The sequence below is a fragment of the Citrobacter sp. MGH110 genome (assembly GCF_001037515.1).
Lineage (GTDB): Bacteria > Pseudomonadota > Gammaproteobacteria > Enterobacterales > Enterobacteriaceae > Citrobacter > Citrobacter portucalensis.
The window spans coordinates 1,251,706-1,274,951 of the sequence record NZ_KQ089830.1 but is presented as its reverse complement, the minus strand read 5'-3'; the positions used below and the strand labels follow the sequence as shown (position 1 = coordinate 1,274,951).

At 47.8% G+C, this 23,246-nt stretch carries 13 protein-coding genes and 2 pseudogenes; 7 read left to right on the top strand and 8 right to left on the bottom strand.

Translation table 11 applies throughout. The features are described from left to right. Nucleotides 1-27 precede the first annotated feature (27 nt). The 4 genes from SK38_RS06010 to SK38_RS05995 all read left to right on the top strand — a co-directional run bounded on the left by SK38_RS06010 (nucleotide 28) and on the right by SK38_RS05995 (nucleotide 4,492). Complete coding sequence (locus SK38_RS06010; RefSeq protein WP_048235382.1) at nucleotides 28-966, top strand: hypothetical protein; 939 nt, start codon at nucleotides 28-30, stop codon at nucleotides 964-966. Then, nucleotides 966-2,096, top strand: coding sequence for a BamA/TamA family outer membrane protein (locus SK38_RS06005; protein WP_048235381.1), 1,131 nt, complete (start codon nucleotides 966-968; stop codon nucleotides 2,094-2,096). Before SK38_RS06010 ends, SK38_RS06005 begins: the two co-directional genes overlap by 1 nt. Next, nucleotides 2,097-3,212, top strand: a complete 1,116-nt coding sequence (locus tag SK38_RS06000) for a DUF4056 domain-containing protein (protein ID WP_048235380.1) — start codon at nucleotides 2,097-2,099, stop codon at nucleotides 3,210-3,212. It begins immediately after the preceding gene. Nucleotides 3,213-3,304: 92 nt separating this feature from the next. Then, nucleotides 3,305-4,492 carry an OmpP1/FadL family transporter gene (locus tag SK38_RS05995; RefSeq protein ID WP_048235379.1) on the top strand — a complete coding sequence of 396 codons (1,188 nt, stop codon included), beginning with the start codon at nucleotides 3,305-3,307 and terminating at the stop codon, nucleotides 4,490-4,492. Between the two features lie 273 nt (nucleotides 4,493-4,765). On the opposite strand, the gene SK38_RS23705 is transcribed toward SK38_RS05995, so the two are convergent. Further along, the gene (locus tag SK38_RS23705; RefSeq protein ID WP_075553032.1) at nucleotides 4,766-5,764 is read right to left on the bottom strand and encodes a DUF4928 family protein; all 999 of its coding nucleotides are present in this window, start codon (nucleotides 5,762-5,764) and stop codon (nucleotides 4,766-4,768) included. Next, entirely contained in the window at nucleotides 5,757-6,896 is a 1,140-nt protein-coding gene (locus SK38_RS05985) for a DNA cytosine methyltransferase (RefSeq protein ID WP_048235378.1), read from the bottom strand. The genes SK38_RS23705 and SK38_RS05985 overlap by 8 nt, the downstream gene beginning before the upstream one ends. Nucleotides 6,897-7,000: 104 nt before the next feature. Here SK38_RS05985 and SK38_RS25175 point away from each other — a divergent pair. Continuing rightward, nucleotides 7,001-7,156: pseudogene (locus tag SK38_RS25175) on the top strand (MFS transporter); the annotation flags it as partial. Nucleotides 7,157-7,361: 205 nt separating this feature from the next. On the opposite strand, the gene SK38_RS05975 reads toward SK38_RS25175, so the two are convergent. The 4 genes and pseudogenes from SK38_RS05975 to SK38_RS05960 form a co-directional block, all read right to left on the bottom strand. Continuing rightward, a complete protein-coding gene (locus SK38_RS05975; protein ID WP_048235376.1) occupies nucleotides 7,362-11,270 on the bottom strand; it encodes a hypothetical protein in 3,909 nt (1,302 codons plus the stop codon). Between the two features lie 382 nt (nucleotides 11,271-11,652). Next, nucleotides 11,653-12,136, bottom strand: a pseudogene (locus SK38_RS05970) (GNAT family N-acetyltransferase). After that, nucleotides 12,124-12,390 (bottom strand): type II toxin-antitoxin system TacA family antitoxin, encoded by a 267-nt coding sequence (locus SK38_RS05965; protein WP_048235375.1) that lies wholly within the window; start codon nucleotides 12,388-12,390, stop codon nucleotides 12,124-12,126. Before SK38_RS05965 ends, SK38_RS05970 begins: the two are co-directional and overlap by 13 nt. Before the next feature lie 153 nt (nucleotides 12,391-12,543). Beyond that, nucleotides 12,544-14,526 carry an alkyl/aryl-sulfatase gene (locus tag SK38_RS05960; protein ID WP_008784770.1) on the bottom strand — a complete coding sequence of 661 codons (1,983 nt, stop codon included), beginning with the start codon at nucleotides 14,524-14,526 and terminating at the stop codon, nucleotides 12,544-12,546. Between the two features lie 254 nt (nucleotides 14,527-14,780). On the opposite strand from SK38_RS05960, the gene SK38_RS05955 reads away from it, so the two are divergent. Next, a complete protein-coding gene (locus tag SK38_RS05955; protein ID WP_008784771.1) occupies nucleotides 14,781-15,167 on the top strand; it encodes a hypothetical protein in 387 nt (128 codons plus the stop codon). Between the two features lie 112 nt (nucleotides 15,168-15,279). Here SK38_RS05955 and SK38_RS05950 read toward each other — a convergent pair whose 3' ends face one another. Continuing rightward, on the bottom strand, nucleotides 15,280-15,909 hold the full coding sequence (locus tag SK38_RS05950) for a winged helix-turn-helix transcriptional regulator (protein WP_003832974.1): 630 nt from the start codon (nucleotides 15,907-15,909) through the stop codon (nucleotides 15,280-15,282). Between the two features lie 237 nt (nucleotides 15,910-16,146). Then, nucleotides 16,147-17,334, bottom strand: coding sequence for an OmpP1/FadL family transporter (locus SK38_RS05945; protein ID WP_048235374.1), 1,188 nt, complete (start codon nucleotides 17,332-17,334; stop codon nucleotides 16,147-16,149). A gap of 632 nt (nucleotides 17,335-17,966) precedes the next feature. Between SK38_RS05945 and SK38_RS05940 the strand changes: the two genes are divergently transcribed. After that, nucleotides 17,967-23,246 (top strand): peroxidase family protein, encoded by a 5,280-nt coding sequence (locus tag SK38_RS05940; protein ID WP_048235373.1) that lies wholly within the window; start codon nucleotides 17,967-17,969, stop codon nucleotides 23,244-23,246.

The window sequence follows — 23,246 nt, the reverse complement described above, 5'->3', positions numbered from 1 at the left end:
GATGAGCGGAATGAATGAGGACAAATAATGAAATGGTTCCACGCGGTTGTTCCGTTGCTGTGGGTTTCCGGCGTGGCCAGCGCAGCTGAAACTGATGCCAGCACGTTTCCGATTTGGGGCGAGGAGGCCAGGGCGCGGGGATATGCCATTCCGCTACCGTTTGGCATCAACCTGAGCTATATGAACATGCGGCAAAATATTGATGTCAATAGCATCAGTTTTTCCGGACTGGCGCTTGGCAATCACCCGATTCCTGTCGATATGTTCAATATTGATGCCGGCCATACGCGTGAACAGAGCAAAACTGAAAACCTACGTCTGGACATGTGGGTCTTCCCGTTTTTGAACATTTACGGGCTGGTAGGGCACACACGCGGATCGTCGGTCTCGAATGTTTCAGTAGATGCAGACCCTTCGCGCTACACCGGTGTTGACCGCATTATCGCATCATCTGTGCATCAGCTTTATCAGAGCGGTGAGCTACAGGATATTGATTTTGTTCTCGATTTTAAAGGCACAACCTGGGGAACCGGTATTACTTTGGCAGGAGGATACGAAAACTGGTTTGCCCTGGTGGATACCAACTATACCCGTACTGATTTTGACATTCTGGATGGCAAAATTTCAGCCCTTACCGTGTCTCCCCGTGTTGGATATCGCTTTAAATTTCAGGGGCCGGTGGGCGAATCGCATCTGAGCGTCTGGGTGGGGAGTATGTACCAGAACGTGCAGCAGGAGTTCAGGGGTAGCCTCTCCGATCTGCATATGCCCGCTGAGCTTCAGCCACTGATCCAGGCCGTAAACCAGGATGGCAACGGGCGATTTGATGTTAAACAGAATCTGACCTCTCCGTGGAACATGCTGCTGGGGACTCAGTTTGAAATGACGCCACAATTTAACGTCCTGACGGAGTTTGGATTTAACGAACGCAATAGCTTCTTTATTGCCGGTGAATATCGCTTCTGATGAACGGTTATCGCGTCATGTTGACATCGCTATTGGCTCTGACGACCTGGTCTGCGGAGGCGTTAACATTGGATCAACCCTCAATTGACGCTTTCCTCGGGAAGCTGGGTGCGGATAACCAGTACGATCCGGCAAAAGGGGTGAACTGGAGCGTGTTGCCGGGGCCATTTTACACTCCAGAGCTGAAGCTGGGTCTTGGCATGGCGGTGGCGGGGATCTACCGGGTGGATGCGGCAGATAAAACAACTCAGAACTCCTCTGTTTCCTTGACGGGTTATGTCAGTGCCAGCGGGGCGTTGGGAATGGGGATCAGCAGTTATACCTTTTTTACCGACGACCGTTGGCGATTGTTTGTGGACGGCTCAGTGAACAAAGTGCCAACGGGTTTTTGGGGCATTGGCTACGACGCAGCCCAGGGTAATGAACAGGATTACACCAACAACTCCGTGAGTTTGCATCCTGTATTGATGCGAGAAATCGCTGAACGCGTTTATCTCGGCGCGGGTTGGGATTTTTCTTCTATGCAGGCGGACGTTGACGATCCGCATCAGGGGGACGTGTTCAGCCTAAATAATGCGCAGACATCGCCGTTATCGTCTGGACCCAGTGTAAGTCTGAGTTACGACACACGTGACGTTGTCACGCGCCCGCAGCATGGACACTATTTTAAGCTGGAGTACACCTGGTTTGATCCGTCTTTTGGTTCAGATACTCATTTTACGGCAGCACAGGTTCAATACGATCGTTACCTTTTACTTGATGACAGGACTGTGCTGGCGTTCGATTTATGGGGACGTTTCACTCGTGGAGACGTGCCGTGGGATCGTTTATCAATGGCCGGAGATGACCGCCGTCTGCGGGGGTATTACCAGGGGCGTTATCGGGATAAGGATGTGGTAAGTGGGCAGGTGGAATATCGAAAAAAACTCAACTGGCGACATGGTTACGTGTTGTGGTTGGGCGCAGGAGCTTTAGGCAGAAACATTGACGATATGGGACATCATCCGATCTTACCTAATGCGGGTGTCGGTTATCGCTTTGAAGTGAAGCCCGCCATGAATATCCGCCTGGATTTAGGTTTTGGGAGAGAGAGTGCAGGATTCTATTTTCAAATTGCGGAGGCATTCTGAATGGCTAAAGGATTTCTGTTTTTACTGCTGATAGCCGGATTTGCCTGCGCGGAAGTTCCTGGCCTCACTCTTAAACAAGCGCATAAGGCATATCCCGTTGTCGGCCATTTAGCACCGCCGGAGTCACTACGCCCATGCTGCGCGTTTGGCTATGATCTTCATGTCAGGGCGATAGGTGTGCCGATCCCTGTCTACCAGATTGGCAATGTATTAACGTTAGATTCACTGGGGCGTCATCACTATAACGATAGTGCGTTGGGGGCCGTGAAAAATATCGTTGGACTGAGTGAGGAAAAAAACGGACTGCTTTATACCCACCGTGGGGGTTTTATCGACATAGCGCACGTTCGCGATACGGCGGATAACACCTTTTACCTCTTTTCTCGTATTTATCCAAAACTTGGTCAACAGTGGCGTTTTTTTTACAGCGAAGAATTGGGCGTCAGACGGATACAGCTACACGGTTTCACACCTCCTGCAGCAATGGCGCAGCGTTACACATTGGCCGCCTGGTTGGCGGGGAATCTGGCCTTTGAACTGGCTCAATGGCACGAAATTGCACAGTGGTATGGATTCGAGTCTGTTCCCGGTTTTTCTGAGCAGATTTCTGCATTTTCCCCGGAAGATCTCTATTCAAATCTACTGGGTGCTCGTATCGCCATCAACGTGATTTTACAGGGCAGGGTGGAATCCATTGCGGCCTACAACGCGGCGGTGGATCGCGAACTGCAGCGGGTTTTACTGCAACTTGGCGTCGCAACCCGGACTGAAACTGAGCGTAAGTTTCGCGAATTGGACGGTGACTGGTGGAACAGTAAACGTAGGGTTCCAGATAAATTTCTGGTGTTAAAGCGTAACTATAATCTTGAGCATAACCGGTTACCAACCCCAGTTTCGTACGAGAACGCCACGCCACTGCAACTGACTTTTCCTGCCGTGATCGAAGGATATCGGCTTGCGCGCCTGGGCGAGTTACAAATTTACCCGGGCACTTCCATGCAATCGCTTCCGCGACCGAAAACTTATTACGCACCAGATAGTTTTCAGTCCCTGGCTGACACAGCGAGTGAAGCAGACAAAATTCAGCTCGAACGTATGCACAAGTCGCGCTTTTAATCCGGTGCTTTTGCCTGACAATTTAAATGCTGCGAGCTACGCTTTTACAGACGCTAACTACTTCAATAATGAAGAAATTCTGCAGGTGGCATATGAAAAAATTGACCTTGATTTATCTTAGTCTTTTTTGTTCGCCGTTAGCACAAGCTAGCGCACTCTATTTTTATGAAATAGGCACCGAAGATACGGCTTTGGCAGGGGCGGGGCAGGCAGCGCGTGCGCAGGATGCCTCCACCATCGTGACTAACCCCGCAGGAATGACGCGACTTCCGGATCATATGTTCACCGGTGGATTACAGGCAATGGATGGTGATGTGTCCTACACCCTTGAAGACGAGACGGGGCGTAAAAGCCCCGGTGACATCATGCGCTTCTTTCCAAATGCCAGCGCATTCTATGCCCAGAAGGTGAATGACGATCTTTATGCTGGTATTGGGCTATACGGGAATTACGGTCTGGGGATCGATTTTGGCAATTGGTCCGGCGACCGGCTGATTAAGAAAAGCACCATGGTTGCGATGACGCTCAGTCCATCGCTGGCTTATAAGCTTAGTGACAGGGTTTCCGTTGGGGGCTCTGTTAACGTCAATTACGGTTTTCTGTCACTCACTCGAAATGTTGATGGCAACGATGAAAAAGAAAAGGATCATGACTGGGCGATGAGCTATCGTCTGGGATTATTGATGGAACTGACCGATCAAACCCGGGCCGGTATCTCCTGGACCAGCAAAACTGAGTACGATTTTGATATTGACGGCAAAGCGCGTTTCCCGAACTTACCGAACGTGGAATACGATTTGCCTATTTCTGCGCAGGTACATGCTCCACAGCAGATTATGTTAAGTCTGGTTCATGACATTAATAAACAGTGGTCAGTGATGGGCGATCTTGGCTGGCAGGACTGGAGTCAGTTCGGCGCGCCGCAAATAACGGTGGTCGGGCAAGAAGTTGATAAGTCCAGTCGTCTTAAGGATTCGTGGCATACAGCTTTAGGTGTGCAATTTCGACCTACGGAACAATGGCGTTTGAATGCGGGCGTAGCTTTTGATAGTACAGTCTATAATTCGCAAAGCGATGTGGCGCTGACGTTGCCGACCGGTGATGAATGGCGATTTGCTACCGGAGCGCAATATCAAATTACACCACAAAGCAATATCGGTGCTGCTGTGTCGTATCTGCATATGCAGTCGTCCCACGTACAGTCATCATCAATTTATCAGGGGAGTTACGATAATCCGTATCTGTGGTTTGCCAGTGTGAACTACAGTTATCAGTTTTAATGTTCAGTGAAGTGAGAGTCGCGGTGGAATTGTAGAAGACATAAAACAGCTATTTGCATAACCAGCTGTAGTCGAGAGCCATCATCCAGAACTGTTAGCGCTGTTGAGGCAACTGTGCTTGAAAGGGTTTTGAGGCGTCATTATTGAGCAGCACAAGGATGACCATAAAACATCAGATTCAGCCTTTATCTACGTTAGTGCGCATAATGTATATTATGTTAAATAACCTCCATGGGTCTATTACTTCATGGTTCACTCGTGCGGCCACAGAAATCAGCATGTTGTGAATTTTGAATTACTGATCCATTTGGGCTCTTCAATCATCAAAGACTTGTCGCTTTCAATGTTATCTATGCGGCCATTATAGGTACGAATCAGTTTCGCAATACTCTGCCTGATTTTGTCTCCATCATACACAGCTATCTCTTCAATGTTGGTACCGATGAAATTCTCCGCTGACTGGACAGAGATATGATCAAGCATATTCACGTTCTCGGCCATTTGTTTTGCCGCCTGAACTTTTCCTTCAAGGGTAAGTATAACTGGTCGGTATCCTTCACTGCGATTTTTAATACAGCGATTAATCAGCTTCTCCATGGGAGCCGTGGTGACATGGAACGCCGTATTCCCGATCTGGAAATCCCCTTCTCTATCAGTCTGGAGATCTGCGGTGTTCGCCCGATCACAACCAATTTCCTCATCCGGAAAACGGAGTTGTAACTTCGCACCAACCAGATGCTGAAGTACAACGCCGGTTGGTTTGTCGGAACGCTCGGCTGCAGCCTTCACAATCTCGGCCACAATAGATGAAACGGGTTTGGACGGGTCGATGTCTACACTGATTCTCTGCTTATCGAAGTAATCCAGACGTACGCAGGATGTGAAGTAAGCCTCCAGCGCAGAGGCAAGACGTGTTGTATCTTGCCGTGTACTGCCATATCCTGGCGTTAATGCGTTGAGCATATCCCTGAATGAAGCAGCAAGATGCACAGTACCGCGTGAAGTTCGTCCGCCTTCACTAGTAAAGAAGCGCGTTTCACCATGCTGCTCAAGGATCCTTTCAATGGTGGAGCCACTCAGGCCTCTGACCTGGCTTTTTCCTTCGCTATACAAACGATCATCATCGATGGGTAATCCATCGCGGACCATATGTGAGACAATAAGCCCCGCATTCATCACGTTTGTGTTGATTTTTCCCGTTCTGGCTCTTTGCATTTCGTACCAGGTTTTTGCAGCCTCCAGATAAACGGCAACAGCGTCCTTACTATTCATTCACAGTCCTTCCTTTCGCGTCTTCAGCAGCAACCAAATTCGGTAGAATCATGTGCTTCGCAACCCATGCGACAACGGGCACGGCTACAGCATCACCAAACCCATAGTGCACCTGCGAGTCACGCAAATTCTCCAGCGAATACCACCCAGCCCCCATCAGACGGGCGTATTCCAGGCCTGTCATCCACCGGATACTAAGCTTTCCTTTGCCCATAATGACAACGGCTTGCTTTGAGGATCCTCCCCGGGCTGTTCGCAAACAACCTGAAATATCTTCTGCACGCATCTCCCAGACAGGAATACCGTTTCGTGTTCGACGGTAAGCGGTACGGGCACTGATTTCATCTGACGCGATAAACGCATCCAGACGTTCACGCTGCACTGAAGCCATGGAGTCCACGAACAGTTGTACCCGATCGCTGCTCCACCAACGAGAGTCATTTTCAGAAACCGCTTCAATCTCCTGCGTTAGTCCCGAGGAGAGCAAGTCCGGTGCTTTGGGAAGCGGCATCATGAATGTTCTGATCTCTGGGTCTTTATGTAACCAGCCCAGCCAGTCCGGTCTCAAACAGGTGTCGTGCTCCCCGCCTTCCACGGGCGTCAACGCCCCCACAAGGAACAGGCGCGGACGAGATTGCGGGATAAAGCGACGGGCATCCAGGGTGATCACATCCACGCTGTAACCCAGTGCATTAAATTCTTTTGCGGCTGCACGCAAATCTTCACGATCGTGCGAAGAGGCCAGCCCCACAACATTTTCAAGCACGAGTACTCGGGGTTTACGCTCTTTCATCTCAGCAATCAGCCGGGTAAAGCCAAAAAATGCCGAAGATTCACGGCCACCACGCAGACCAGCCCGTTTTCCGGCAAGGCTAAGATCAGTGCAGGGTGAAGAGGACCATGCAACATCTGCGGAAGGTAAGTCATCGCCGCTTAAAGAATGCACATCAGCCAGAACCAATTCGGCGCTTCCCCACTGACCTTCGTACATCGCCTTTTTATTGGCATCATAGTCGTTCGCCCACAGCGTTTTGATCCCTGCCAGTTCTAACCCTGCTCTGGCAAGACCAATCCCGGCAAAGAATTCGAGTGCTGTCCAGTCATGGCTGGGGCGAAGCGGTATTATGTTCACGGTAATCCTCCTGAATCTAAGACAGTATAATCGCATAAACCACACGCAGAGTCACACGAAGAGAAGGTATCAGGGAGTCTTTACGAAACAAGAATGTCGCGGTTGGTATGTGTGCCGCCGGTATCTTTTTCATGGGGCAGTTTACTCTGTTTACCTACATCCGACCGTTTCTGGAGAATGTCACGAAAGTTAATTCTGATGAAGTAACGCTAATATTGTTACTGATTGGGGTAGCTGGACTTGCCGGAACGATAGTGATTGGGTTTGGGTGCGTAGTGTTTCAGCAAAGGACATGGGTGATTTCCTTCTGTCATTTTGTGTCCTGTAACATATATCTTCAAAGAGCTTATTTAAAGTTCTTTGAGGATATGTTAGCGCTGAATTGCCTACCTTCCCCCGGATTTCTCCAACCAGTGGTTGGAGAAATCCGGCTGCGCATTCAGAGTGAGGACGCAGCATGCTAATTCAATGCATCAAGCGTCTGGATAAGCTTACATCGGCATCCTCTCTTGAGGCGTCTTCGTCATAGCCATTCGCCATGTCAAACAGCAGGTTTGTGGCGACAAAGGGATGGGTAACTAGTAGAGCCTGGCCCCATTTACGATATTGCTCTGCCAGCGTTTTTTCTTGAAGGCCACCTTCATCCATTGAACGACCAATAATGCCACGTGAATTATATTTGGCCATGGACATGCCATGTATCATTTTTGCGGACTGGATGTTTTCTAGGACTTCCCTGACGACTTCGCAAGGCCATATGCCATCATTGCCAATTTGGGCTGAAGCTAGTATGTGGCCAATGTATCTGTCAGCTGTCTCAATCCGGCCTAATTCAGTACATGATTGTCGGACGCTGTTAATCCATTGTTCTAGATTGGTAGTCTGTAGCTGCCCATACTCATCATGACCGGGAAGATAATGGATCGCCTCCAGTAAGTTGTGCCCTCTTTCCGCCATACTTTGTATTTGGTCTGCGGGTAGCTGATAAATCTCAGGGTCGGTTTGACCATCCTTTCGTTTGTATGTCCAGACAATAGCTTGAACAAAAAGCTCAGGATGCGCTTCGATATAACGTTCCAGACTGGGTATGCCTGCCTTATCTTCAGTATCACCATAAGGTGCAAGAATGCCAAGATAAGCAAACTCAAGGGTTGCCTTCTGCTCAAGCGTAAATTGCGAGCTGGTATTGATACAATTAAAAGCCTGTTCGATATGATAGTCGTCCAGTAAATACTGCCCGGTTTTATCCTTGCCTCCTCCTGTCGCAATTTCCTGAAGTAAGTCATAGAGTAGCTCAACATCGATTTTTTCTGGATGGTATTTAATGCAAGCAAATGCTGCTCGGGGTCGTTTTGCCTGGATCAGGCGGTGAACAGCTTCTTCACTTTCTTCTTTATGATGCAGCAATAACGGCACAATTTCTGCCCAATAGTTTTCTTGGTTTGCGGGCTTCATGGTTTCAACAATAACCCAGATAGATTTAGTAAATGGTGATAACAATAATAGCTGCAATAATGTCTCTTCCGAATGATTAGCTGCATCGCGGAGTACTTGTTCGCGCTGTTCTTCATCGCTTATGGCATAAATCACGCCAGCAATTATCTTGTGATAGGCATGGGCTTTTTCAGGAGTATTGTCTTTCAGCGCTAGCTCCAGTGATTGTGCCACTAATCCCGATAACAGATCGATAGGGATTATCGAATCAGCAGCAATACGACCTATTTCCCAAGCGGTATTGCCCATGCAAGCCATTGACAAAAGTCCTTCATTGCCCTGTCGTGTATAAATTCCAGCCAATGCTTCCACCCGGCGTTCGGTAATGCGGGCTGTGCGTTGTTCGAAGTCTAGGGTTTCAATGTTTTCGATTTCGTCTGCCGATTCATCAACCCAATTTTCGCGGAACAACCAGGCGTGCCGGTTCAATAAATTCTCCGGTTCCAAGGCAATATAAACCTTTTTTGCCACATCAAGTAATGCAACTGAATCCGGGGGCTTTTGTGCTCGCAATGCGGCTCGTCTTGACAATACCTTTTGACGGATTTTTTCCCGTAATACTGCTTTGTCAGCATCACCGGCATCACAAATAGCCCAATGCTCCATAATTTGCCAGATTCGTCTTTGGTCTGCTTCTTCAAAACCACTGAGGTGTTGGATCAAATCACACAGCATGGCAAGTGTGTGGCCTTGCCATGTCAATAGAATTTCCACGGTCTCACGAATAAAGGCATTGATAGGTACTCTGGTCTTGAATGGTTCACCGAAACCAAACGCATCATTGCGCCATTTCGGTTTATGGTTGTAAAAACCGGCCCGATTAAAATAATCTAACTGAGTGATGCAAATCTTCCAGGCAATATCCGGAAACCGTATTGCCATTCGCTTTAACATTGCAACACGCATTTCGTGTGAGGCCGCTGTCTGCGGCATCCAGGCGCGGAATATCGACAGTAAAGAATTAATGGGCTTGTTGGCCCAGTTATCATTGATTTCAACTCTGGCAAGGCGGGCAAGAATGATGACTACCCGTGAGAATGTTTCTGGTGCCCATGCCAATCCCTCCAGTGCCCATAGTAATCCAGTGCGCTTTGGGCTGCTAAAAGGTCCTGGCCCTGCAGGTTTTAGCAGACCAAGTGTAGCAGGAGCGTTGCTGTCGAGGTCCATTTCTATGATGCTGAGAAAGGTTTGCGGTGATGCTTCAGCATAGACTGGTAGATTTCGGTCGTTTGCCTCAAGTTTGCGTATGCTCAATGGTTTGGGGAGCAATTGACTAACAAGGTTTGATACAGCAGCAGCCATGTTCAAACCGAAGCGACTTTTAAAAAGTGTATCACCGTGTACAGCCAGCAAAACTAATGTTTCAGAGATCCCCTCTCGAAATGCGCCTGAAAATTGGCGTTTTTTTCCATAAACTGATGCCATCCAGCGTTGTTCTTCTTCTAAATCGAGTGCAGGATCATCTTCATCCAATACTTCCTGAACGACCTCAAGATAACAGCGAATATCCTGTTCTGTGATTACTGCGCTTATGGCATAGAGTAAGTCTATTTTAGAGACGACGCCGCGCATTTTACCGATGGACCAGACTGGAGCATCATTTAACTGAAGATAATGTTGGAAGGATTTTTCAAGCGTTTCATATGGCCGGTCGCCCGCTAACTTTTCTATTGCAGACTTGTCCGCATTACAGTTGCTGTCCCATGACCCCGCAAACATAAAAGGTACAAGACCAACAGATAACGACAGATTTGTCGCCCATTCTGGTTGCTGGATTGCAGGCACATCAGCCAGTCTGCGGCGCAGTACGGTCAATGAGCGGCCTGATTCATGCTCAAGACGGGTAAGTCGGTCTCTGGTTAATCCTATGTTAGCGAATGCCAGGTTGAAGGTTTCGTGGCTGACTGGTTCAAGAATGACATGGGGTGTTTTATTTAACTGATTACGCGGATAAATAACAAATGAGTGGATTTTTTTTGCAAAAGGTGCCAGTTCCTTTTCAACATCACGTGTATGGATAACAGGAATAATAGTATTTATACTTTCAGCCAGACTAGGCAGAAGACCTGATTCGTCGAAAACGATAGTTTTCTCCCTGAGTTTCCCCAACACTTCATTATTTTCATTAAGTAACAGTTGCGAGATATAGGCTAGTGCCTCATCAGTTGAGTCTGCTGCGATGAATGTCGGGCCATCAGGTAAACTGGTCAGTCGGGCAAGTATAGTGCGATTGGTTGCCGCAAGTGCAGAATTGAATAATCCAGCTGGTAAAGGCGGCTCAGCGATATTTGCCCAATCATTCCAGCATTGGTCCAGAGAGCGAACACCTGTTGCAGGCATGTGGGTTTCATTCGCAAACCATGTTTGTCCGGCTAATGATTGTGCTAGCCATTGTTCAAGGTCGCTAGAATCGTACGCTCTGACCTCTTTCCAGACTTGTTTTTTTTGCTGTGCAGCTATCCATCGGACTTTGCCTGCCCAACGTCTTGGGGTGACAAATATAAATGTTATTTCGGCGCGTTCTTCTGCTGAGTGCGCCTCAATACTTTTGGCAAAATCGCTGTCTGCTTTCTGTTTTATTCCCACATTTGTGCCAAACTCCCAGCCTGACCGTCCTTCTGGTATCCAGGGGGTTGGACTAGCGGTCTCAATATAGCCATCCCAACCCGGGCGCTGTGCGTCATCATTCCCGGGAAAATCGATTTTTGTGATGTTGTTATTAGTTGAAAGCACAAGCGTTCGCAGCAGTACTGACAAGCGCGTGCGTGCTGAAATGCTCTGACTGGCCCAGTGTTCAATAGAATTAGCATTAATTGCTAAAAAAGGTGGAATTTTGTTTTTTTCATTGTTTGCATTGGAGATCAACGTTTTTTTATTCATTTTATTCGCCTAGAAACCGCTGTAGATGATTAAAAATGTATTATGCATTAGGGATACATTGTCACGTTTATTACAATTTTCAAAGATGAGCGTTTTAGTTCTTGGATTCTGGATACTCATGATGTGGTTGATACGAAATTTTTCCTTATATCAGTTACGTGTAAAACCGTTGCGAAGCTGGCCGAATAACGTTAGTTCATGAACTAGATTATTAGGAAATGGTTGCTGAGATTAAAAATTAGCAACAAAAACAAAATGATAAACGTAACTTGATTTATGAACTGTGCTTTGGGTCAACATAAGTTAAATGCAATTTGATACGTACTCAGTTAAGTCCCCATGTGGCCCACGTTTGGCCATTGACCTCCTCTGCTCATTACAATCATGAAAGCCTGAGAAACAGAGTTCGTTCCTGCAGTTGAGATGCTTTGAATCCGTGGTGAAGATAAAAACGTTTAGCTTCGTCTGTGAGCGCATGCACCATAACGGCACGCACGCCAATATTTTCTGCCACTTTGTAACACCGCAGTACCGCATCGTGAAGCAGATCGGCCCCTAACCCTTTTCCACGAACAGAAAGATCTACGGCCAATCTGGCAAGGATAATTACGGGGATTGGATCTGGCATGTTACGCCGAAGATTGCCTGTTACTTCTGTGTGGTTGACGCTACCAGTGGCCAGTGAATAAAAGCCAGCGACTTGTCGCGTGTCTGTTTTGCAGACAACAAACGTCCTGGCTGCGCCGAGAGCCTGATTTTTTTAGCCCTTTTTGCTTTAACCAATCATCGAGAACAATTTCTCCGCTGCCAAATTCCGCCAATTGATGAATGTGAGTTAGCGGCTCAGGTGCGGTTACAAATCCCACTGTGGTTTCCTTGCCAGTAGCTTCCTGATAGCGGGATCTTCGGCAACCGGAGCATCAAGCATCTCGATAAACTCAGCGTATTGTTCATCATTAAAATTAAACACTCGGCGATCGAGAATGACGTTCTCTGCCGCCTGGCAGGCCATTTCCAGAATAAAGTCTGTACGCGATTTATGTAGAATCCCTGCGGCCGCATCAATAAGCGGGCGTTGGGATTCTTTAGCTCTAAGGTTGAGCTGGACATCTGATTTCATTATTAAGCCTCTTGTATAGCAATTGCTTTACATGCATACCATATGGCTTATGTATAGCAACTGCTATACAGTCTCGTACAACTCAATACTCTGATAAGCAACAATAAAAAACCCGCCAGTGCTGGCGGGTTATGGCATGGTTTGGCTCTAAAGTTAAGGCGTTACCATGTTAAACCAGAAATCAAAGCTATCTAAATACCCGAGGAACTCATCAAGCTTGGCATGATTGCCGGAAATTTGTACATCACCCTTCTCTTCTGCCTGTTTCAGCGATTCTTCCTTGAGAATAATTTTGTTCAACGTTGCACGGTTAAGCGTAATGGAGGCATCAGCGTTGCTGGCCTGTGCATCAGCGCTATGGTTAAGAACACCGTTTTCCAGTTCCAGTTTGTATTTACCGCCGTCAGCACCTAAATCGACGTTGAAGACTGCCTGCGCATTTGCCGCTTTTTCTCCGTTAATATGTACCGCGAGATAATCAAAGAACATCTCAGGTGACATGGCTTTAACGGTATCCGGGCTGGCGGTATTTGGCGTCGCGCCTTTCACCACACCGTTGCGTAATTCTTGTGCACCAGTCAGATAAAAATTACGCCATGGACCGGACTCAGCCTGGTAACCCATTTGCTCAAGGGCATCTGCTTCCAGATTACGGGCTTCTTTATTGCTCGGATCAGCAAAGACGATATTGTTAGTGACTTGCGCCACCCAACGGTAATTGCCCTGGGCGTAATCAGTTTTCGCTTTTTGCATGATTGCATCGGCGCCGCCCATATAATCGACATATTTCTTCGCGGCATCAACGGGCGGTAATTCATTCAGTGTTGCCGGATTACCGTTGAACCAGCCGAGGTAAAAGACATACGTTGCTTTTACATCATGGCTGACAGAACCATAGTATCCACGGCTGGCCCATGATTTTTCCAGGCCAGACGGCAGTTTGAAGTTAGCGGCGATTTCGTCACGGGTCAGCCCCTGGTTAGCCATGCGCAGCGTCTGATCGTTGATGTAACGGTACATATCACGCTGACTTTTCATTAACTTCACCACATTTTCATTACCCCAGGTCGGCCAGTGATGCTGAGCAATAATAATGTTTGCCTTTCCACCCCAGCGGCCAATAACGTCATTGATATATTTTGACCATGCCAGCGGATCGCGGATCTTCGCGCCACGTAATGAATAGGTGTTATGCAGCGTATGGGTGACATCCTCTGCAGCTTCGATCATTCCCTTCTCTTCTACATACCACAGCATTTCAGAAGGAGCTTCCGATCCCGGCGCCATCATGAAATCATAGGTAAGGCCGTCGATAACTTCTTTCTGTCCGGTGTGGGTAATATAGTTAGTGGGTTCAATCAGCGTCACCGTACCCGCGGAGGTTGTCGTTCCCAGACCCGCACCGACCTGACCTTTTGCATCCGGTTTCAACAGATTGCCATACATGTAACTGGCTCGGCGACTCATGGCGTTACCTGCCATAATATTTTCAGATACAGCTTCCTTCATAAAACCAGCCGGTGCATATACCTTCACTTTACCGGATTTTACATCAGCTTCATCAATCACGCCGCGAACGCCACCGTAGTGATCAACATGGCTGTGTGTATAAATGACGGCAACAACGGGTCTTTTACCGCGATTCTTATAATAAAGGTCCATTCCCACTTTCGCAGTTTCTGCCGATACCAGCGGATCAATGACCGTAATACCCTCTTTCCCTTCCATAATTGTCATATTCGAGAGATCAAGATTACGGATTTGATACACGCCATCAGTGACCTGGAACAAACCGCCAATATTGATCAACTGCGACTGACGCCACAGGCTTGGATTAACCGTGTCGGGGGCTTTTTCGCCCTCTTTGATAAAGGCATATTGCTGAGGGTCCCAAACAACATTTCCCTGCTTACCTTTAATCAATTCACTGGGAAGTGGAGCAATAAAACCTTTATGTGCGTTCATAAAATCTGTTTTATCAGTGAATGGCAATTGACCATATAAGGCGTCATTCGCACTTTTGGTCTGAGCAGTCGCATCTTTTGCCCCTTCCTGTGCCAATACAGGTAGTGATATTAATGATGTTGAACACACACCAGCTAAAGCCAGATAACTCACTAGTTTATTAAGTTTCATAAATCCTCGCTAATAATATATTATCAAGAAGAAAGAAACCCTGCTGCTCTGATTGTTGAGAAGCTTCCGTAATACTGTATTTATCAGGTTTCTATGATCTAATGCTCGTAGGCTAACATGGTCTTATGAAACAATGTAATGCAATGACATTTATTTTTAAATTTCCTTTTGTTTTTATTTAAACAAAATCGCTGTAGACACCTGACTGTATAAAAAGATAATGGCTGGCATCCATTGCCTTTAGAACACTATATATGCGCACTCTCTATCTACTTCTCATCACTGGGATACTTTCTGGCTGTAATACTTCTCCCCCAGAGAAAGTTGTTAAAATCAATAAAATGGTGATCCCTGTTGTTCAGGCACAACCCGAGTCAAAATCAAGTAGTGACTCGGCATCCCTGTCCTTATATCAGGATAATAAACAGCAAATTGAAAACGTCGTGAGTTCGTTAAAAAATGAATATCTTCATGAGGTTAAGCCAAGAGAGATGTTTGACGTTCATAGCCAGGCGTACCAGGTTTATGCTTCTTTAACCAAGCTCGAACAAATGCAGCAAATGAACAATTTTTATTATAAGGAGCATAATCAAACAGGACTGTTAAGCATTAACCAGTCCGTGAACTCTCTTATTGAATAACAAAAAATCCTCCTCAGAGAATGATGAGGAGGATTTTTTACGATTGATATCATGCTACTACAATAGAATATTAAAGTTAGATAATCGATTTGTAACTTGTTTGTGGGTTTATTTAAAATCGCTCAGGCAATTTATTGATGGAAGTAAGATACCCTCCGCGTTCAAAATCAATATACCCTCCTTTTTTTAACGCAGATACAACATTTAAAACACTGCTGCGCGATAAGTGGGTCCGATCCTGAATATAATCCAAAATAGAGACTCGCGTGCGCGTCTCTTCCGGCAACAAAATCATCTCTTCGAGGTGGTTACGTATCACTGAATAAGTACGCTGCTGTACGACTAAATCATCACGATAAAAGAGATAGCCCGTATGATATGAAAGCACTGCCGCCGCATCTTCCCACAAGCCTTGTTGATGAAAGAGTTCTCGTGCTTTATCGGCATCGACGCGTAATAAGGTTGATTCTGCTTCAGCGCGCAATAAATGGCCGTGTACCGGTTGGATCATTTCGGCAATACCGAACAGATGGGGTTCATAGACGGTCACGATTAACAGACCATCAGAAGAACGTAAAATGGACAGCTCCCCTTGCAAAAAAAGGTAGAGTTGAGGCTTATTCTTGTATTTCCACATGATACGCCGCCGCGGCACAACTTTCATCTTTTCTGCAATCGGTTCAAGTGCTTGCATTAAACGTTGTATGCTTTGTTCTGGGCGTACCGGAGGTGAAATTTGCATAATCAAACCTGTATTATTTAGATTGAAAACAATATGCTTTTACCTATATTCCATGAAGGTAGTACAGATTCATATTAAAACCATAAATTGCTCAATAATAAAAGTACAAATTTATTTTTATTTAAACGAGCGTGTGTGATAAGACCACCAGCAGATGGTCACCAGACACCGCCGGATAGATAATCCGCTATGGTGACTATTAACAATGCGTGAGATATTTAATCGGGAATAACGGCGCTAGAATTGATAGCTGTAGTTGACACTGGCAAACCATAACCACGGGTTCTTATACTGGCCTGCAAAGATATCAGATTTGACGTTGGACGACTGCATGTGCAAATACTCAACGGCAACGCCAATATTGCTGGCTGGCGTAATCTGGTACTGTGCACCGGTGGCAAGTCGCCATTCATCGCCGGTTGGCATCGAAAGCGCTACATCACTTTGCGATTTGTACGGTGAACTGTCATATGCAATACCGGCATTAATGCGCCACTGCTCATCGGGATGATATTGCACGCCCAGCGCTGTATGCCATGTATCTTTCAGACGATTATCACGATCGCTTTGCTGACCATTCATTGTAATCTGCGGGCTGCCAAACTGGCTCCAGTCCTGCCAGCCTAGATCGCCCATTACTGACCACTGCCTGTTGATATCGTGAACCAGACTAAGCATCACCTGCTGCGGAGCACGGACTTGTGTGGAGATCGGCAGATCATATCCAATATTAGGTATATTGGGAAAACGCGCTGTCCCGTCAATATTGAAATGATAATCAGTCTTGCTGGTCCAGGTTACACCCGCCCGAGTATTGTCAGTTAAGTCCATTAATAACCCAAGGTGGTAATTCATCGCCCAGTCATGATCGCTTTGTTTCTCATCGTGGCCATCGACATCTCTGCTTAGCGACAGAAAACCATAGTTTAGCCCTGCAGCTGCGCCAACCGACACCTTATCACTTAGTTTCCATGCAACGGCGGGACTCAGCGTCATCGCAACCATGGTACTTTGTTTAATTAACCGATCCCCAGCCCAGTTGCCGAAGTCGATACCTAACCCATAGTTGCCGTACAAACCCAAACCGGCAGAAACGGTATCACTCAGCCGTTGCGTATAAAACATGCTGGCATTGGGGAAAAGCGTCATTACATTACCGGGGCTTTGTCTGCCATCTGTCGTATTATTCAGCGTATAGGGAATATCTCCGCCCATCGCCTGTAATCCTCCGGTGACCATATGGTCAGGTAAACGAGTCATCCCCGCAGGGTTCGTTAACAGCGTAGAGGCATCCTGAGCACGAGCGGCCTGCCCTGCACCAGCCAGTGCGGTATCTTCCGTTCCGATTTCATAGAAATAGAGCGCACTGGCGTGACCGACCGACGAAAAGATCATCCCGGAGAGAAAAATTATATTTTTTTTCATTGTATTACCTGTTTGGAGGGGGCGTTCTTTACTAAACGTAGGGTCAGCTATCACACGGTATTGATTTATGCTAATAGCATAATCAGGCATCAGGAATGATGTCGTGTTAAATTTTATCCAATATTAAATTTTATAATTCAACACAACGACATCTTAAATGCCGACTTAATGAGAACTCTTCTTAATAAGTGATTTGACATAAATTCTAATGTAAAGAAATGAAAATTTAATCTTTTCATAAAAAAGTATGAGTGAAGTCGCCAACGGAAAAACCATAGTTATGATCATCACATAACTGTAATATGCGTTTTAAAAAGTAAAACCTTTACAGCCTTGAGGAGACCTTGTCTTCTCAAAACATTGTGTCTCAAATATGTCTGTGATTTCAATGGGACACGATGATCATTAACCTCTAAAACCTAATATATAAGTGAGGCGAATATCTTATTGTGCTAACTAATCCTCAGGAGAATAACGCTAATCTGGTCATGGATACATCATTTTTAAAATATGGACTTTTAATCATGCAATAACAATCAGGTATCTTATACGACTCATTCTTCTGTCAATTTTTGTAAGTGGAAGAAAAGAGTGATGATAGCTAATACAGGTAAAGATAGGGGTAATGACTTATGGCCTCACAATATGACTTTACTGTCACCCTGCACGATCTTGCTTTTATTCTTAAGCAGATCAAAATATCCGAAGCGGCAACTAACCCAGATGGTAGCGTTAATGCTGAATTGCTTAGAGAATTAGTTTCCAGCCCGCTATTACCTTATGGACTTCGCACGGTAGATGGTTCATGGAATAATCTTCTACCGGGTCAGGAGTTATATGGCTCTGCCGACCAGACAATGCCGAGATTAACCGCGTTAAACTGGCAAGATGCGGACCAAATGACCAGTTATATCCAAATTGGTGGCACCGTTATTGATGCCGACCCACGTATTATTAGTAACTTAATTTCCGATCAAACGGCATCTAACCCAGCCGCACTGGAGGTATTTAACGCATTAAAAGATGCTCCCGGCGGGGGGACTATTACAGGAGACGGAGAAACGTTATCCATTCCTAACCAGTCTCCCGATATCGGTCTCTCCCCTGCTTTTAACGGTTGGATGACCTTCTTTGGCCAGTTTTTTGACCACGGTCTGGATTTGATTCCCAAAGGAGGCAACGGTATCGTTTTCATTCCGCTACAGCCGGATGACCCTTTATATGTGGAAGGGTCGTCAACAAACTTTATGCTATTAACCCGGGCAACGGTGGATGAAAATCGAGAGACAGTAAACCTGACGACCCCCTTCATCGACCAAAACCAAACCTACACCTCCCATCCTTCACATCAAATTTTCATCCGCGAATACGTCATTATTGATGGGAAACCTGAGCCTACCGGGAATTTATTAGGCGGTGCGAACGGTGGACTGGCGACCTGGGCCGACGTTAAAAACCAGGCTGAAACCCTGCTTGGCATTAAACTCACCGATCAGGATGTGTTTAATGTTCCCCTGCTGGCTACGGATCGCTATGGTAATTTGATTTTAAGTGAAAATGGAAAGGTACAGATTGTTACCACCGGGGGACTGGTTGAAGCCAACGGCGGTCTGTTGCCTGAGGGAACATTCCGAACCGGCCATGCGTTTCTTGATGATATTGCGCATACTGCCGCGCCAAAAGCGGGTCTGCTGGCAGATGATGACACTGCGATTGGGGGCGAAGGAGCGCAACCGGCAGGAACCTATGATAACGAACTGCTCGATCGTCACTTTATTACCGGTGACGGGCGTGGGAACGAAAATATAGGTTTAACCGCGGTGCACGCCGTTTTTCACAGCGAGCATAACCGTCTGGTTGAGCAATATAAAACAACACTGCTGGAAACCGGTGATATCGACCTCATTAATCAGTGGTTGATGCCCAATCATCAAATCACGGAATTACCTGCCGATACCAGTACGCTGGTATGGAACGGTGAGTACCTATTCCAGGCAGGTCGTTTCTCCACGGAAATGCAATATCAGCACCTCGTATTCGAGGAGTTTGCCCGTACCGTACAACCCGCCGTCGATCCGTTTGTTTTCTCCAACACGGCGGATATAAACCCGATGATCTTTGCCGAGTTTGCGCATGTGGTTTACCGTTTCGGGCATTCAATGCTGACAGAAACCGTGGCGCGCACCGACATTGATATGCAAAGCGGTGATATTGACCTGATTTCAGCATTCCTGAATCCGGTAGCATTTAATCAAATCAACGGGGCCACCGTCACGGACGATCAGGCTATTGGCGCAATTGTGCGTGGTATGACGCGTCAGGTGGGTAACGAAATTGATGAATTTATTACCGATGCTCTGCGTAATAATCTCATCGGCCTGCCCCTCGATTTAGGCGCGCTTAATATAGCCCGTGGCCGTGACACCGCAATGCCGACGCTGAACCAGGCCCGCGAGCAGTTTTTTGCATTAAGCGGTGATAGTCAACTGAAGCCTTATACCAGTTGGGCTGACTTCACTACCTACCTGAAAAATCCCGCTTCAATCATTAACTTTATGGCCGCCTATGGTCAGCATGAGCTGATCCTCAATGCCACCAGCCTTGAAGGTAAGCGTGCAGCGGTAAACTTCCTGTTGTTTGGTGATGCTAACAATGCCCCGCCTGCGGATGCGATGGATTTCTTTAACAGTACCGGAGCGTGGGCAACCAAAGAGTCCGGCCTGAATATGGTCGATTTCTGGATTGGCGGGCTGGCAGAGCGCAAAAATGAATTTGGCGGCATGCTCGGCTCAACCTTCAACTTCGTCTTTGAAACACAAATGGAAATGCTTCAGGACGGCGATCGTTTCTACTATCTGAGCCGCGTTCAGGGATTAAACTTACTCAATGAACTGGAGGCCAACTCGTTTTCCGCACTAGTAATGCGTAACAGCGATCTTGGTGATGAGGGATCCTCCCACCTGCCCGCAAATCTGTTCCAGACACCGGACCATATTTTTGAAGTGAACCGCGTGCTGCAAACGGAAATCGACCCGAAATGGGGAAATCCACTGAAGGATCTGCTCTCGCCGTTGTTGGTGCGTCGCGACCCAGGTGTGGATGTTGACGGCGATAGTTTTGCCGATGGCGGGTATCTGAAATATACCGGCGATGGGCATGTGGTGCTTGGAGGGACGGCAGGCAATGATACGTTAATCGGCGGTAAAGGGATCGACAGTCTGTGGGGTGATGGCGGAGATGACATTATTACCGATACCGGTACGCCCGTTGGTGATGCGGACTTCCTGCACGGTGATGCCGGACATGACGTTATCTTCTCCGGTAACGGAAACGATCTGGTCTTTGGTGGCAGCGGTAGCGACTTCGTGGTGGTCGGCGAAGATGCGCAGGAGGTCTTCTCGGGTCAGGATAACGACTTTGCGCTTGGCGGCTCGGGGGGTGATTTCCTGATGGGCAACGAAGGCGATGACTGGCTGGAAGGCGGTGACGGGTTTGACACTCTGGCGGGTGACAACTCTGAGTTGTTCTTCAACAGTACCATTATCGGTCACGATGTCCTCAACGGTCAGGGTAACGACACCGACTACGATGGCGAAGCCGGTGACGACATCATGGTTCAGGGCGCGGGGATCCAGCGCAATAATGGCATGGCCGGTTTCGACTGGGCAATCCATAAAGGCGACCCAAATGGTGCTAACTCTGACCTTGGGATCCCTATTTTCGTCAACCAGCAGGAGTTTATTCTACGCGACCGTTTTGATCTTGTTGAAGGGCTGTCGGGCTGGAAATACGACGATATCCTGACCGGGACAGAACAGCCGATAGGTACTGCGCCTGTTCAGGGCGTTCCCCTCTCTAACAACCTGACCCAGGAAGGTGCGGATCGGATCACCGGTTTACAGGCTATTCTCGGCGTAGAGCGTTCTACAAATCCGGACGCGGTGCTCCTGAATCCTGATGATGGTAGCGATATTTTACTCGGCGGTGGCGGTAGCGACCGCATTATGGGTAAAGCCGGTAACGATATCATTGATGGTGATGCATGGCTCAACGTGCGTATTGCCGTTACGGGTATGGCAGGACTCACCAGCGCCGAAGGTATGGCTGAACTGAAATCGTACATGCTGGCCGGCACGCTGAAACCGAATCAACTGTCGATTGTGCGAGAAATCCTGCATGAAGGTAACGGCACGGAAACTGACGTCGCGGTGTACCGTGATGTCAGCAGCAACTATGTCTTTACCCGTATGGCAGACGGTAGCCTGCGCGTCGAACACGCCACGCCGGATGCCGCGCTGAACCTGAATGATGGCATCGATCGTCTGTTGAACATCGAAAAACTGGAGTTTGGCGATGGGAAGCAGCTGTGGGTGACGGGGCAACAAGCGACGGGCGATCTTACCATCAGTAACCCTAACCCTTCGGTGGGCGACCTGCTGCACGTCAACGTGGCGAACTTGCTGGATGGTAACGGGCTGGCGGCGGATGTGGCTATCACCATGACCTGGCAGGCATTCGTCAACGGCCAATGGCGAGATCAGGCAACCGGCGTTGAGTTCAGAGTGCCTGGTGCTATTCAGGGCGCACCGCTGCGTGTGGTAGCCAGCTTTAACGACCGCATGGGTGACGCTGAAACCCTGGTGTCGGCACAAACTCAGGCGATCCTACCGCGAAATCAGGCCACGACCGGTGTGCCGGTAATTAACGACCTCACCCCAACTGAAAGCCTGACGCTGACCGCGGTGGTTTCAGGCATTGCTGACGCCGATGGTCTGAGCGGCGGTAATTTCACTTATCAATGGAGAATGAGTTCGCCAACCGGATTCGTCAACATTAACGGTGCGACTTCCGCCACCTATACGCCGGGTCAGGCTATGGTTGGCAGAACATTGCAGGTGGTCGTTACCGTCGTCGACGATGAAGGCAACCCCCCTGTTGTCCTGACGTCGACCACCACCCAGCCCGTGGGCGATCTGATTGTGGGTACCAACGGGGCTAACACCCTCGTCGGTACTGCCTGGAGCGATATCCTACGCGGTGAAGGCGGTAATGACACCTTACTCGGCGGGGCAGGTGACGATCTGCTCATTGGCGGTGCGGGAAACGACAACCTCTCTGGTCAGGCGGGGCAAGATATTCTGCAAGGTGATGCCGGTAATGACACGCTTGATGGCGGGCTTGGTGCCGACAGTATGACCGGCGGCACGGGCGATGATACCTACATCGTTGATGATTTCGGTGATGTAGTTATTGAAGGTGTGAATGGTGGCACGGACGTTGTCCGAACCAACCTCAGCAGCTACGACCTCACCGATAACGTGGAAGAGCTGGTATTTACCGGCAGTGGTAGTTTTATCGGTACCGGTAATGCCATTGCGAACACCATTACGGGAGGGACCGGTAACGACTATCTGTTCGGCATGGGCGGTAACGACCAGTTGTTTGGTGGTATCGGGAATGACTTCCTCGATGGCGGAGATGGCGCTGATAACCTGCAAGGCGGAGTTGGTAACGACGTCATGATTGGCGGTGCGGGCGCGGATACCCTTTCCGGCGGTAGCGGGGACGATATTCTTAATGGTCAGGAAGGTAACGACATTCTGGACGGTGGTGCCGGGAGCGATATCTTCGCCTTTGGCGCCAACTTTGGGCAGGACCGAATTACCGGTTTTGACAGTAACCCCAACGGCGGGCAGGACTTCCTTGATCTCGTCTTGTTAGGTATCAACGCGGGTAATTTTGCCAGCAGCGTGTCTATCACCGGAAACAATGGCAACACCATTGTGACTATCGGTACAGATACCATCACATTGGTGGGCGTCAATTCGACCACCGTGAATATTGGTGACTTTTATCTGGAAATGCCCACTACCCTTGCCAGTAACAACGGCAATAGTTCATTGATCGTATAA